The organism is Chryseobacterium balustinum (assembly GCF_900168205.1).
In the GTDB taxonomy this organism is placed as follows: Bacteria; Bacteroidota; Bacteroidia; order Flavobacteriales; family Weeksellaceae; genus Chryseobacterium; species Chryseobacterium balustinum.
Window position 1 is genome coordinate 17,269 of the sequence record NZ_FUZE01000009.1, and the last position, 14,489, is coordinate 31,757.

General features: G+C 34.5%; 13 protein-coding genes. 5 read left to right on the top strand and 8 right to left on the bottom strand.

Annotated features, from left to right (window positions below; translation table 11 throughout):
- The first annotated feature begins 136 nt into the window (after nucleotides 1-136).
- The 5 genes from asnB (at nucleotide 137) to B5X64_RS11930 (ending at nucleotide 5,486) form a co-directional block, all read left to right on the top strand.
- Complete coding sequence (asnB, locus tag B5X64_RS11910; protein WP_079465468.1) at nucleotides 137-2,038, top strand: asparagine synthase (glutamine-hydrolyzing); 1,902 nt, start codon at nucleotides 137-139, stop codon at nucleotides 2,036-2,038.
- A 34-nt stretch (nucleotides 2,039-2,072) separates the two neighbouring features.
- Nucleotides 2,073-2,579 carry a hypothetical protein gene (locus tag B5X64_RS11915; RefSeq protein ID WP_079465469.1) on the top strand — a complete coding sequence of 169 codons (507 nt, stop codon included), beginning with the start codon at nucleotides 2,073-2,075 and terminating at the stop codon, nucleotides 2,577-2,579.
- A gap of 114 nt (nucleotides 2,580-2,693) precedes the next feature.
- Complete coding sequence (gene serS / locus B5X64_RS11920; protein WP_079465470.1) at nucleotides 2,694-3,962, top strand: serine--tRNA ligase; 1,269 nt, start codon at nucleotides 2,694-2,696, stop codon at nucleotides 3,960-3,962.
- A gap of 145 nt (nucleotides 3,963-4,107) precedes the next feature.
- Nucleotides 4,108-5,007, top strand: coding sequence for a hypothetical protein (locus B5X64_RS11925; protein ID WP_123921037.1), 900 nt, complete (start codon nucleotides 4,108-4,110; stop codon nucleotides 5,005-5,007).
- A 236-nt stretch (nucleotides 5,008-5,243) separates the two neighbouring features.
- Nucleotides 5,244-5,486: a hypothetical protein gene (locus B5X64_RS11930; RefSeq protein WP_079465472.1), complete on the top strand. Its 243-nt coding sequence runs from the start codon at nucleotides 5,244-5,246 to the stop codon at nucleotides 5,484-5,486.
- Nucleotides 5,487-5,643: 157 nt separating this feature from the next.
- On the opposite strand, the gene B5X64_RS11935 is transcribed toward B5X64_RS11930, so the two are convergent.
- The 8 genes from B5X64_RS11935 to B5X64_RS11970 all read right to left on the bottom strand — a co-directional run bounded on the left by B5X64_RS11935 (nucleotide 5,644) and on the right by B5X64_RS11970 (nucleotide 14,484).
- Entirely contained in the window at nucleotides 5,644-6,405 is a 762-nt protein-coding gene (locus tag B5X64_RS11935; protein WP_079465473.1) for a sulfite exporter TauE/SafE family protein, read from the bottom strand.
- Nucleotides 6,396-6,848, bottom strand: coding sequence for a FixH family protein (locus B5X64_RS11940; protein ID WP_079465474.1), 453 nt, complete (start codon nucleotides 6,846-6,848; stop codon nucleotides 6,396-6,398). The genes B5X64_RS11935 and B5X64_RS11940 overlap by 10 nt, the downstream gene beginning before the upstream one ends.
- 11 nt (nucleotides 6,849-6,859) lie before the next feature.
- Nucleotides 6,860-8,314, bottom strand: a complete 1,455-nt coding sequence (ccoG, locus tag B5X64_RS11945; protein WP_079465475.1) for a cytochrome c oxidase accessory protein CcoG — start codon at nucleotides 8,312-8,314, stop codon at nucleotides 6,860-6,862.
- Nucleotides 8,315-8,408: 94 nt separating this feature from the next.
- Nucleotides 8,409-9,287 carry a cbb3-type cytochrome c oxidase N-terminal domain-containing protein gene (locus B5X64_RS11950; protein WP_079465476.1) on the bottom strand — a complete coding sequence of 293 codons (879 nt, stop codon included), beginning with the start codon at nucleotides 9,285-9,287 and terminating at the stop codon, nucleotides 8,409-8,411.
- 10 nt (nucleotides 9,288-9,297) lie between these two features.
- On the bottom strand, nucleotides 9,298-9,495 hold the full coding sequence (locus B5X64_RS11955; RefSeq protein WP_076561990.1) for a cbb3-type cytochrome oxidase subunit 3: 198 nt from the start codon (nucleotides 9,493-9,495) through the stop codon (nucleotides 9,298-9,300).
- A gap of 18 nt (nucleotides 9,496-9,513) precedes the next feature.
- The gene (gene ccoN, locus B5X64_RS11960; protein WP_079465477.1) at nucleotides 9,514-11,772 is read right to left on the bottom strand and encodes a cytochrome-c oxidase, cbb3-type subunit I; all 2,259 of its coding nucleotides are present in this window, start codon (nucleotides 11,770-11,772) and stop codon (nucleotides 9,514-9,516) included.
- Between the two features lie 5 nt (nucleotides 11,773-11,777).
- Nucleotides 11,778-11,999 carry a cbb3-type cytochrome oxidase assembly protein CcoS gene (gene ccoS / locus B5X64_RS11965; protein WP_066675103.1) on the bottom strand — a complete coding sequence of 74 codons (222 nt, stop codon included), beginning with the start codon at nucleotides 11,997-11,999 and terminating at the stop codon, nucleotides 11,778-11,780.
- Between the two features lie 109 nt (nucleotides 12,000-12,108).
- Nucleotides 12,109-14,484, bottom strand: a complete 2,376-nt coding sequence (locus tag B5X64_RS11970; RefSeq protein WP_172459118.1) for a heavy metal translocating P-type ATPase — start codon at nucleotides 14,482-14,484, stop codon at nucleotides 12,109-12,111.
- Between the last annotated feature and the right edge of the window lie 5 nt (nucleotides 14,485-14,489).

Genomic DNA, 14,489 nt, shown 5'->3' on the forward strand with positions numbered 1-14,489 from the left:
CTTCTCGATACGATTTTTTTCAAAAATCTACTCGAAGTGACGATAGCGAGTCAAGATACGCAATGGGTTTAATAATATATTTTTGTTACATTGAATTTAAGTCCATCAACTGTCAACTAAAAACCATCAACAACTTATGTGCGGCATCTGCGGTTATTATTCATTTAAGAACGAAATTTCTTCTGAAAATATTTTAGAGATGAATAGCGCAATCCGTCATCGCGGTCCGGATGATGAAGGTTTCTGGATTTCTGATGGGTCGAAAGGAGAATCTTTTTCCGGAAGCGATTCTACGAAAAAAATTAAAGAAACTTTTCCTGTTTTAAATAAAACAAATTCGAAAATTGCGTTAGGTTTTCGCAGACTTTCAATTGTAGATTTATCTGAAAAAGGTCATCAACCGATGCTTTCAGATGATGAGAAAATTACAATTACATTCAATGGAGAGATTTATAATTTTAAAAAAATCAGACAAGAGCTTAAAAGTTTAGGCTATCATTTTAAAAGCAATTCAGATACAGAAGTTATTTTAAAATCATACGAAGAATGGGGAACGGAAATGTTTACCCGATTTGACGGAATGTTTGCAATCGCTCTAGTCGATTTAGAAAAACAAAAGCTGATTCTTGGAAGAGATAGAGTAGGTTTAAAGCCTTTGTTTTATTTTAAAAATGAAAATGCTTTAGTTTGGGCTTCCGAAATAAAATCTATTTTGAAGAATGAATACATCAAGCCTGAAATCAATTGGAATGGAGTTTATACCAATTTTCTTTTTCAAGCTACATTAGCGCCGGAAACTTGTTTTAAAAATATATTTTCATTAGATCCTGCTTCTTTTTTAATTTTAGATTTAAATGATTTTACCTTTTCAAAACAGTTTTATTGGAATTTCCCGACTGAAAAATTAGAAAATGTAACAGAAGAAGAAGCGGCTGCAAAAGTAGATGGTTTACTTACTGAAAGTATTAAAGAACAGCTTTTTGCTGACGTTCCGGTCACAAGTATGATGAGTGGCGGAATAGATTCTACCCTGATTACTGCAAAAGTCAAACCTTTTAAAAATGATATTAATGCATTCACAATTTCCTATCAATTTTCGGAAAGTGAAGTGAAAAATGCTTCTTTAATGGCTGAAAAGATTGACATTCAGCATGATGTGAAAAAAGTTTCTGATGAAGAGATTTTAAACCAATTAAAAGAAAATATTCAGCATTTTGAAGAACCTTACAGCAGTCTTGAAGTTCTGATGAACGCTGCGGAATTTGCAAAGAATAGAGGATTTAAAGTTGTTTTAAGCGGAAATGGAGCCGATGAGCTTTTTGCGGGATATTCTCATTCTTTAAAGCTTAATAAATGGCTTTCGATGAGAAAGTTTAATGCAGTCCGTCATTTTATTTTTACCAATGATGATTTTTCAAGAAAAGTAAAAAATTATTTTTCTCAGGATGATATGCTTGATTTTTTCAGACAAAGTCAGGTCGGAATGAAGCCTTTTGAAACTAAAAGTATTTTTTCTGATGCTATTTTTAATACTATTAAAACGAATTTAAAAGATAAAAAATTATCAGAAACTAAAGATTATCACGGTCTTTTTGAATATGATATGAAATATTCTCTGTCTTCGCATCATGTTTTCAGAGATGATTTGAGCGCAATGAAATACGGTGTAGAATTTCGTTATCCTTATCTGAGCAATGATTTGATTGAATATGTTTCTTCTTTACCTGAGAAATTACGATACAACGGAATTCAGAATAAACCGCTTTTAAGAAAAGTTGCAGACCAATATCTTCCTTCAGAAATTTTGAAAATGCCAAAGCGCGGATTTTCTTTTCCACTTGCTCATTTTATTAAAACCGAGCCGAAAGTAAGAACATTTATTATTGAAAATCTAAATAGTTTAAAAAAGCGTAATTTTTTCAATTCTGAAGTCATTGATGAGTGGTGGAACAACCAAAAAAATGAATATGATTTTGTGAAAATCTGGCAATTGGTTACTTTTGAGCTTTGGTATCAGAAATATTTTGAAAATCACTAAACTTATTTTTCATTAATATTTTATCTTTGTAAGAATGAAGAAATTATTTCTTGTTTTGACGCTTATCAGTCTCACCCTTCTTAGCTGCGGAAGTGATGAAGATTCTCTGCAGAAAATTGATCAGCTTTTAAATCTTTATATCAAAGATTCATCCGGAACAGACCTGTTGAAACCTACAGAAATTGGATCTTATACTGGAGTTTCTTTTACTGATCAATTGGCGGAAAAAGATAATGTGAATGTAAGCTATAACCGAAAAATGCTTGAAGACTCTACCTATTATCTCGAGTATCTTGCGGGCGCAACAAGACAGTTTGTAGAAGATACACCGGATGGAAATAAAATTTATAAATCTGAAATTCGAGTTTCTTTGACCAAGAAAATATCAGAAACGCAGAATGATCCTGTAGTTCAGGATAAACTCGAAATATTTTACCGTTCCTCACCCACAGTTTTTGAAGTTTCGAGAGTACTTTATAACAACCAATTGGTGTTTATAAAAGTTCCCGACCAGCCAAATGTGGCTACAATCGTAAAATAATCTTAAATTTGCATAATCGCGGGATATTGATGCTTGAAGACAGACGTTTTATTAAAATTCTTCTTCTTCAGATTAGCATTAAACACCCATCATCAAACACCCAACAACTAACTTATGTTACAGGTTAATTTTTTGCGCGACAATAAAGAACGCGTTTTAGAAGGTCTTAAGAAAAGACAATTCAAGAATCTTGAGTTGGTAGACGAGGCTATCGTTACCGATGAAGAAAGAAAAAGAATTCAGTTTGAATTAGATTCGCAACTTTCCGAGATCAATAAAATTTCCAAAGAAATTGGTATTTTAATGAAAGAAGGAAAAAGAGAAGAAGCTGAAGCATCCAAATCTAAAACAGCACAGTTCAAAGAGTCGAGTAAAGAATTACAGACACAGCTAGAAAACATTGAGAAATCTTTGCTTACTATTTTGTATCAGATTCCAAACGTTCCTTACGAATTGGTAAAAGCAGGGGTTTCCGCAGATGATAACGAAATTATTTATCAGTCCCATGATGTGGAAGGTTTAGATGAAGGAGCCATTCCTCACTGGGAACTGGCAAAAAAATACAACCTGATTGATTTTGAATTGGGTGTGAAAATTGCCGGAGCTGGTTTTCCTGTGTACTTTGGGAAAGGAGCAAGATTGCAGAGAGCTTTGGTTCAATATTTCTTAGATAAAAATACTGATGCAGGTTATCTTGAAGTAAATCCGCCACACGTTGTGAATGAAGCTTCAGGTTACGGAACGGGGCAGTTGCCGGATAAAGAAGGGCAAATGTATTATATCAACGCAGATGATCTATATTTAATTCCTACAGCGGAAGTTCCGGTAACAAATTTATACCGTGATGTTTTGTTGGATGAAAAAGATCTTCCAATTAAAAATACGGCGTTCTCTCAGTGTTACAGAAGAGAAGCGGGAAGTTATGGAGCTCATGTAAGAGGTCTGAACCGTCTTCACCAGTTTGAAAAAGTAGAAATTGTAAGATTAGAAAAGCCTGAGAATTCTTATGCTGTTTTGGAAGAAATGGTAGAGCACATCAAAGGAATTTTAGAAGATCTTGAATTGCCATACAGAGTGTTAAGACTTTGTGGTGGAGATACAGGTTTTGCTGCTGCCATGACTTACGATTTTGAAGTATGGAGTGCTGCTCAGGAAAAATGGTTGGAGGTAAGTTCGGTTTCTAATTTTGAAACTTTCCAGGCAAATCGATTGAAATGCCGTTACAAAGCAGACGGAAAATCTCAGTTAGTGCATACATTGAATGGTTCTGCAATGGCATTGCCAAGAATTATGGCAGCTTTGCTTGAAAATAATCAGACTGAAGAAGGAATTAAGCTTCCTAAAAAGATCGCTGAATATGCGAGATTTGAATTGATTAATTAGAATTTAGAATTTATTTTATATAATGAAACCACCGAAATTCGGTGGTTTTATCTTTGTTGGTAAATTGTAAATTATTGATTTTCAGCTTGAAAAATAATTCTTTTTTTGTTGAAAAAATAAGTATTTTAGTCGCAAATTTTTAATGATGAAATACAAATTTTTATTTTTTACCTTAATGGTAATGATTCTTAATTCATGTGGCGGAAGTGATTCTGATGATTCTACATTTATCAATATTCCAAATCCTATTCCTTCGACACCTCCGAAAACAATCAGTTTACGTACAACAACAGAAATATTTCCTACATCGGCAGTATTCAGAGCTAATATTGTACAACAAGATGGACAAGGTGAAACTCCCGGATTTGTTTATGGTACAACACCAAATCCTACGGTTATCAACAATACTTCTGTGACAACTATTGCACAAGGTTCTACAAACTTTGAGGTAAAGTCTGGAACGTTACAACCCAATACAACCTATTATGTGAGAGGATTCATAAAAACAGGTGAAGGTATTTATACATACACTGCGGAGACAAGTTTTAAAACAACAGGCTATTTCGGACCTGGAGGCGGATATGTTGGTTATGATAAAGGCGAATATGTAAATGGATGGAGGTTTATGGAAATTCATCCTACAACACTTAATTACAGTTCTGGCGGAGTAGGAGGACAATGGGGAAATATGGGCACATTTATTTCCGGTACTTATCCTGATTTCGGAAAAGGTCTTGAAAATACGAATATTATTGTTAGTGCAAATTCTGGCGCTAACTGTGCTGCGAAACTTTGTGATAACCTTGTGCTGAATGGACAATCTGATTGGTTCCTGCCTTCCAGTCAGGAATTGTTAACACTTTATAAAGAACTAAAGAAGGGAAATATTTCCATAAGCTCGAGTGCATGGTCTTCTACGCAAGTTGACGGAAACTCGGCGTATTCTATTTTTTATCAAACATTCGGAATTCCTACTCCTGAAGTTATTTTATCATCAACCCTTAAAAGTATGGGAACTACTATACTTCCGGTAAGAAGGTATTAATTATTATTAAATAATAATGAAAGCCACCTGATTTAGGTGGCTTTTTTTGAAAAAAAATGAATGGATTTGTGATTCTAATTTAAAATTAATACTTGTAACATTAAAACTCCAGTGTCATGAAAAAAGAATTAATTCTATTCTTATTAATTTTTATTTCATTTAAAAATTTTGGATAAAACGATAATTGTAACGAAAATCTAAGATTTAAAGAAGCTTTTTTTTATCACATTAAAATTGTGGAAAGTAATATTGCTATTTCTCAAGATGAAACATTCAGAAAATCAGTTATTTTCATTTATAATTATGCGCCACTATCAGTGGAGCATATTATGAATTATTCCAGAACTTATCCCATTGGTGTATTTAAAAAAGACAAAATAGAGTGGTTGAAATGGTATGAAGAGAATAAGTGTGAAAACATTCAAATTAAAACTGCATATGCAATACCAGAAGTTTATCAACTATCAAATAATAAATGACTAAAACTTTGTTATCTATATTTCTATTTTTAGATTATAAATAATTTTTGAGTGTAAAATTATTATTTTCTGATGAAATAACGCTGACTAGGTAATTCAAATCGTTTGCAATATTATTTGTTCTGTAAACTAAAAAAGTTCCCATAGAAATGATTGATTAATGACAGGTTGCCGGATTATGCTTATGATTCGGGTCTGTGTTGTGACAATTCACATCATGTTCAGTAGAAACCTTCATTGCTTCCGATGGTGGAGAAATGTAAGGTATCCCAAGTTCAAGACCTCTTAGAATAAACAATCCACCAAGGATAATCATTACAACAGGAATTGCTTTTAAAATTTTAATTCTAAATGCCTGATTCATTAGATTTCCTACCAAAACAACGGTGAACATAAATGGAAGTGTTCCTAATCCAAATAATGCCATAAAAGAAGCTCCCTGCCAGATTCCTCCACTTGCAAGACTTGCGGTAAGAGCCATGTAGACCATCCCGCAAGGTAAAAAACCGTTTAGAATTCCTGTGGTAAATCTAGAGCGGTAATCTGCTTTTTGGAGCAGTTTCCCCAGGTTTGATTTAACTTTAAAAAGGAATTTAGAGATAAAAGGAATTTTTGAAGCAAAATCTTTTCCGCCAAACGAAAACAAAGCCATAATAATCAGCAATACGCCCACTCCAATCGTAAGGTATTGTTGAAAACCCGCCATTTCAAATCCCTGACCTACAATTCCTAAAACCGCACCTAAAAAAGCGTAAGTTGCAATTCTTCCAAACTGATAGGTTAGATTTTGAAGATAGTAATTCGTAGCCTGCTTTTTGGTTAAACCCATTGATAACGCAATGGGACCGCACATTCCGATACAGTGAAAACCGGATGCGAAGCCTAAACCAATTGCAGATATGATCAATGCTATTTCCATATCACATCATAATCGAGTCTGTAGTCGATTTTATCTTTTATCCAATGCAGTCTTAAGGTGTAATTTCCATTTTTCAAAACTGAAGCAGGAATGATGAATGCTTGATTGGCATCGAGCTTCACTGTTTTTTTAATATCTAAATTCTGATCATCCGATCTGTTTAACACAAAACTTACCACAGAATTTGAATTGTCGATCCCTTTTGGAAATGTTAATTTAATTCCTTCAGCGGATTGAGAATACGCCGGTTTTTCTTCAAGTAAATCTGCTCTTTTCTTAGCATCAATTACAGACTGGTAAAGAAGTTCTTCTTCATAATATTTGTCGGTCACCATTTCAGAGTTTTTCTGTCCGTTTGGAAAAAGAAAAATCATTGATAAAATAAATATAATAAATGAGGCTAAAGCTAAAAAAATACCGTGTCCCCAAGTGAAATTTTTCATAATTTAAAAATTTAAAACTGTAATTTAAAAGGTCCTTCGAAATACGTTTGATAAGAATCGATCAATTTTCCTTTCATATCATAAACGCCGATGGTAATGTTTTGTTTAGACAAATTCATTTCCGATTCGGGAAAGCTGATGTTGATGGTTCCTTTAGAAATCTTGTCTCGCTCTACAATAATTTTGCTCGATGCGCTGTAACCCACTTCTGCATGAGCAGGTTCTATTACTTTGATCGTAACAATCTTTTTGTCGTTTGTTTTATTCAGGAAAGTATAATTGTAAGTATTGAGAATTTTTCCGTCTCTTACAAAGAAAGTACTTCCTGCAGGTTTGATGAATTTTGCTTCCATTTCTCCACGGCTTGAAAGTAAGTATCCTAAGAATCCTACCAGTAAAACCAATACGACTGCAAAGCCTTTCATTCTTCCGGTAAATTTATACGGCGCTCCGGTTTCTATTTCTTTTTCAGATGCATAGCGTACCAAACCTTTCGGTAAGCCTACTTTTTCCATAACTTCATCACAAGCATCGATACAGGCAGTACAGTTTACACATTCTAACTGTTGTCCGTCTCTGATGTCAATTCCTGTAGGACATACTACAACACACTGATAACAGTCGATACAATCTCCTTTTCCTGCCGCTTTTCTGTCTTCACCTTTTCTCCATTTAGAACGGTTTTCACCTCTTTTAAAATCGTAGAATACGTTGATGGTTTCTTTATCAATTAAAACACCCTGTAATCTTCCGTATGGACAAACCAATGTACAAACCTGCTCTCTGAACCATGCAAATACAAAGTAAAAAGCAGCCGTAAAAAGAATCATTACAATAAAGTTGGTAGGATTGGCAAATGGTCCTTCAGAAATGATATTAAATACCTGCTCATATCCCACAATATACATAAACATAAAGTGGGTAATAATTAAAGAAATAATAACGTAAACAGACCACTTTAAACTTCTTTTCCAGATTTTCTCTGTATTCCACTCCTGTCTATCCAGCTTCATTTGCTTATTTCGGTCTCCTTCAATCAGATATTCTATTTTACGAAAGACAGATTCCAAAAAAATTGTCTGAGGGCAAATCCACCCGCAGAAAATTCTTCCGAATGCGATCGTAAAAATAATAATGAAAATAAGAGATGCAATAGCGCCTAAGGTAAGGATGAAAAAATCTTGCGGATAAAAAGGCTGTCCTGCGATAAAAAATTCTCTATCGATAACGTTAAACAAAAAGAAAGGGTTTCCATTGATTTTAATAAATGGAATGGCAAAATATACGATTAACAGCGTATAACTTACGAGATTTCTGTAATTGGTATACTTACCTTTTGGTTTTTTTGGAAAAACCCATTTTCTTTTACCGGATTGTTCCATTGTGCCTATAGAATCTCTATAGGTTTCAGGGTCTAAAACCTGCCCCTGTCCACCGCGAGCGATGTCTTCATCTATTTTTGACATTTTTACTAGGTTTTAAAAAACGAAAAAACATAATTCGTTACTATTTTTATCTAATAACAAATTATGTTTTTCATATGCTTTATATTTTTTTTAATTACTGTTTTTCCCAATGAGCCTCATCACCGTATGGTGGTGCGCCTCCGTCTTTAGGAGTAATTGGTTTTTTGAGCTGGTTGATAGAGTAAACATATGCTGCAACTTTTTCAATATCACCTCCTGTAAGAACTCCATTTTTACCCCAAGCTTGCATTGCTGTTCCTGTAACACCATTTTCAACTACGTGGAATACGTTTTTAAATAATGTTTTCTCAGGTTGGTTGTGCCAGAAATTATCTGTAAGGTTTGGTCCGATACCTCCTTTACCACCATCTGAATGACAAGATACACAGTTGGTTTTGAAGATTTCTTCACCTGCTGCAATATTATCTTCAGAGAAAGCTGCCGATTCTATAGTTACCGGTGGCTGATCTTTAAGGTATTGTGCAATAGCTGCTTCTTGTTCTTTATATTCTTTATCGTATTCGCTTATAGGGTGTGCAAAATCTGTAAAAGCATAAGCACAGATATAAACGATACAGAATACAGTTCCGAAATAGAATAAACCTAACCACCATTTTGGTAATTGATTATCTAATTCCATAATTCCGTCGAAACCGTGGTCGATAAGAATATCTTTTTCGTGAGTGTCTGATTGCTTTTTGAAAGCTGCATCATACTGTCTTCTCAAGAAAGGGATTTTCTTTTCAGCTAAGTAAGCCGATTTTTCTTCAGCCGTTAATTTTTTAAATTTATTGTTCTCAATCAAATCTCCGATAGCGCTGTGAATGTATGCCAAAATAGCACTGATCACAACAGTTCCCCAGAAATATGGTGAAGCTAAAAACGAGTAGCTCTGAACAAATAAATAATAAAATATTACTAATAATACTGTTATTATTAAAATGTTTACAACAACCGGTGTTCTTTGTCTCATAATAAATAGTTTAATTTTTTAAATTAAAATCATCTTCGTCATCCCCAAGTGGAGCGTGCTCTTCTTCTTTGTAATATTTTTTAGGCCTGCTAAAAACATAGATTATCAAAGCTATGAAAAACAACATAAAGAAAATCAGAGCCAATGTTTGATACAAACCTGCATTTTCAGTATTGGATAATATATCTTTAAAGTTTTGAGGAATCATAGTAAACTTTTAATTTTATTAGTTACTAGCTGTTTTTATTTCTGTCGTTTTAATATCGGTACCCAATCTCTGAAGATAAGCAATAAGAGCAATAATCTCTTTTTTCTCTAGTTCTCCCTGAGGTTTTTTAGCATAAGCTTCTTTAAGGTCAGCCGCTTCTACAAAGATATCTTTTACAATTTTAGCTGCCTGATTATCTGCCCATTTATCTGCAGTATCAATCTGAGCTTTTGTATAAGGTACATCGTAGGTATTTTTCATAAACTTGATCTTGTCTACCATTTGAGAACGGTCAAGGTTATTTGAAATCAACCAAGGGTAACGTGGCATAATAGAACCTGCAGACGTTTGTCTTGGGTTATACATATGCTTATAATGCCAAGAACTTGGGTTTTTACCACCTTCTCTATGTAAATCTGGTCCGGTTCTTTTAGATCCCCAAAGGAAAGGTCTGTCGTAAACAAATTCTCCAGCTTTAGAGTACTGTCCGTTTTTACCGTTAAATCTTACGATCTCATCTCTGAATGGTCTTACCATTTGTGAGTGACAAGCGTTACAACCTTCACGGATATATAGATCTCTACCTTCTAATTCTAATGGTGAATAAGGTTTCACCGCAGAAATTGTAGGTACACTTTTCTTTAATGATAAAGTAGGAATGATTTCTACCATACTACCTATAGAAATAGTAAGTAATGCTAAAACCGTCATCAAAATTGGCATTCTTTCTAACCAAAGGTGAAGACCTTCTCCTTCTTTACGTCTGTTGCTGATGTTAGCCAAAGCTGGTGCTTCTGCAGGAACTTCTTTTTGGAAAGATCCTTTTTTGATTGTCATATAAACATTCACTACCATTAAAAGACCTCCTGAAAGATAGAATAATCCACCTAAGAATCTCATTTTAAAGTAAGGAATAATTGCAGTAACGGTATCTAACCAGTTTTTCCATAATAATGTTCCGTCCGGGTTGAATTGTTTCCACATCAAACCTTGAGTAAATCCTGCGATATACATTGGTACTGCGTAGAAAATAATCCCTAAAGTACCCAACCAGAAATGCCAGTTAGCTAATTTTACAGACCACATTTTGGTTCTCCACATGATCGGTACCAAATAATAGATAACACCGAATGCCATGAAACCATTCCATCCTAATGCTCCTAAATGTACGTGACCGATAACCCAGTCTGTAAAGTGACCAATTTTATTGATGTTTTTTGTTGCCAAAAGAGGACCTTCAAAAGTTGCCATACCATAACAAGTAACTGCAACGACGAAGAATTTCAAAATAGGATTTTCTCTTACTTTATCCCAAGCTCCTCTTAAAGTAAGAAGACCATTCAGCATCCCTCCCCAAGATGGTGCGATAAGCATAATTGAGAATCCAGTTCCCACTGCTTGAGCCCATGCCGGTAATGCTGTATACTGAAGGTGGTGAGGACCAGCCCAGATATATACGAAAATCAATGACCAAAAGTGAATGATTGATAGTTTGTATGAAAATACAGGTCTGTCAGCCGCTTTAGGTAAGAAATAATACATTAAACCTAAAACCGGAGTCGTTAATACGAATGCTACCGCATTGTGACCATACCACCATTGTACGATGGCATCTTTTGCTCCTGCATACGCTGAATAAGATTTCCAGCCAGAGAACGTTAAAGGTACTTCTAAGTTGTTGAATATGTGAAGCATCGCTACAGCAACCCAAGTTCCAAGATAGAACCAAATGGCTACGTAAAGATGTCTTACTCTTCTTTTTGCAATCGTTAAAATCATGTTCGCTCCGAAAATGATCCACGAAACTGCGATTAATATATCGATTGGCCACTCATGCTCAGCATATTCTTTTGAAGTGTTGATCCCCATAAAGAATGTGATAAACGTAGCAACAATCATAAATTGCCATGTCCAGAAATGAATCCACGATAAAGTATCGCTGTACATTCTTGTTTTTAATAATCTTTGGGTAGAGTAGTAAACCCCTACATAAACGATATTACATACGAATGCAAAGATTACCGTGTTGGTGTGTAGCATTCTTATTCTACCAAACCCTAACGCACCGTTGGTATTAATTAACCCTTGTATGTTTCCTGATGCAAGACTGTTGATTGTTGTATCGTCAGTTCCAAACAAAAACTCAGGAAGCTCAGGATAGAAAAGCATCAATGCTGCCGTAAGTCCAAACACGAAACCTATAATTCCAAAAACTATGGTCGCGTATAGGAATGCACGAACAATACTGTTGTCATAACTAAACTTTTGTGTCTCCATATTAACTATTCACTTTTTTCTTCAAATTTATTATTATCTCCTTTTTTCTTATCGTTGTTGTTGCCAGTGCCTTCTTTTTCCTTTATTTCACCGGAATCAAAAAGTATTCTTACAGCTGGAGACTCGTCGTCCTCAAACTGCCCTTTTCTGGCGAAAACTATAAATACGACCAGAAAAACTACAGCCAAAGAAACGCTGCATAAGATCATTAAATATAGAATATCCATTTGACAACAAAATTAACCTATTTTCGGGGTTCAAAATTAGTGAAAAATAATGACAATTATCACGAAATACTAGGTTTGGCTAATTTAAAATCAGTCTAAATAAGGGGTTTTAAAGCTGTTTTTTGAAATATTTCCTCCCAAGAATCCAGGTGGAAATCGTAGTGAACGAAATAACAGTAATCGAACTTGCAGGCATAATTAAAGCTGCAAATAGAGGGCTCATATTTCCTGTAACGGCAAAGGTTAACCCCACTACATTGTATAAAAAACTAATTAAGAAGGTCAATTTTACGATTGTAATAGAACCTTTGCATACATTCAGATAGTTGTCAAGCTGCGATACTTTTTCTCCGTTCATAATGACATCCGAAGATGGTGTAAAGCTGTTACTGTCGTCAGAAATTGCGATTCCTACGTTACTTTGTTTTAAAGCTCCGGCATCATTTAAACCGTCACCAAGCATGATTACTTTTAAACCTTTATCCTGAAGTTCTTTAATGTAATTCAGTTTGTCTTCAGGGTTTTGGTTAAATGCCATCGAACTGTAATTCGGAATAATTTCTTTAAGCTGGTTTTCTTCAGAAGCGTTGTCTCCGCTCAAAATGAAGATTTTATAATGGGTCAGTTTTGCAAAAAGGTTTTTAAGGTTTTCACGGTATTCATTTTTAAAAATAAATTTTCCGATAAACGCATTATTTTTGCTGATGTAGACAGCTGTTTCAAGATTTTTAGATTCTTGATTGTTGTATTTTGCTGAACCTATTTTATAAATGTTACCTCGTACGCTCGCTTCGTATCCTTTTCCTGAGATTTCTTCAAAGTTGTCAACAGGGAAATAATCATCTTGTACTTCCAAAAAATCATATAGAGATTTTGAAAGCGGATGGTTTGAGTTTTTAACTAAACTTTTAATATTTAATAAGTCGAATTCCTGAATTTCAGAACCGTCATATCTGATGTTTGATTTTTTTCTGTGGGTAATCGTTCCGGTCTTATCGAAAACTAAAGCGTCAACTTTTGCAATTTTCTCAATCGTTATGGTGTCTTTTACATAAAATTTATTTCGGCCTAAAATTCTCATAATGTGTCCGAAAGTAAATGGTGAAGACAGTGCTAAAGCGCAAGGACAAGCGATAATCAAAACGGCAGAAATAACCTGGAACATCGTTTCCAGATCAATGAAATACCAATAAATTCCTGCAACAAGTGCAATTCCTAAAATAATAAAGGTGAAATATTTACTGATGTCGTTGATTAATGTATCAAGTCCTGTTTCGTGTTTTTTGAAAGCTTCTTTATTCCAGAGTTGGGTAAGGTAACTTTGGTCGACGTTTTTAATGACTTCGAGCTCCAAAGATGAACCAATTTGCTTTCCTCCTGCAAAGATCTTGTCTCCCGGGTTTTTAGAAATGCTTTCGCTTTCACCTGTAATAAAACTATTGTCAATATTACCATTTCCGCTGATCAAAATAGCATCAACCGGAATGATTTCGTGATTTCTTACTAAAATTCGATCCCCGATTTTAATCTCTGAAAGTAAAATGTTTTCCTGTTTTCCGTTAAAATCAACTTTAGTTACCGCAATCGGATAGAACGATTTGTAATCTCTGTCGTAAGAAAGCGAACTGTACGTTCTTTTCTGGAAAATTTTCCCTAAAAGCATGAAAAATAGAAGTCCGCACAAGGTGTCAAAATATCCTGGACCGTAATCGGTAGCGATTTCATAAATACTTCTTCCGAATAGTACAAAAATACCCAAAACAATAGGAACATCGATATTGACGATTTTGTTTTTTAAACCATACCAAGCTGATTTGTAGTAGTCTGATGCAGAGTAAAATACAACCGGTACAGAAAGTAAGAACATTAAAATCCTGAATAAACCTTTGTAATGTTCCATCCAATAATCTTCTCCGCCGATATATTCCGGGAAGGCTAAAAACATTCCGTTTCCAAAAGCAAACCCTGCAATTGCAAGTTTTATCAATAAAGATTTGTCGAGAGTGTCTTCGTTCTTGTCAACCGTCTCAAGATTAATGGCGGGTTTGTACCCAAGGTTGGTTAGGAATTTAGCTAATTCGCTTAATTTTAGTTCGTTATGATTAAAAGAAACCTGTAAAGTTTTTCTTGTAAAATTAACCTGAGAATAGTGAATGTCTTTATGTAAAGTATGAAGGCTTTCTAATAACCAAATACAAGAAGAGCAGTGGATTACCGGAATCCTGAACGTGACAAGACTTGTATTGCCTTCAGAAAAATCAGTGACTCTGTCAAAAATTTCTTTGGTGTCTAGATAGTCAAATTGAGAAGAGTTTTCTTCAGGCCTGATGCCCGCTTTTTTATTTAATTCGTAAAAATTACTAAGGTTATTAGTATTCAGAATTTCATAAACAGATTTGCAGCCCGTACAGCAGAAAATTTTTTCGTCAAAAGAAATTCTTTCCTTTTCTATCCCTTGTCCGCAATGAAAACAGTTCTCGCTCACCTTCA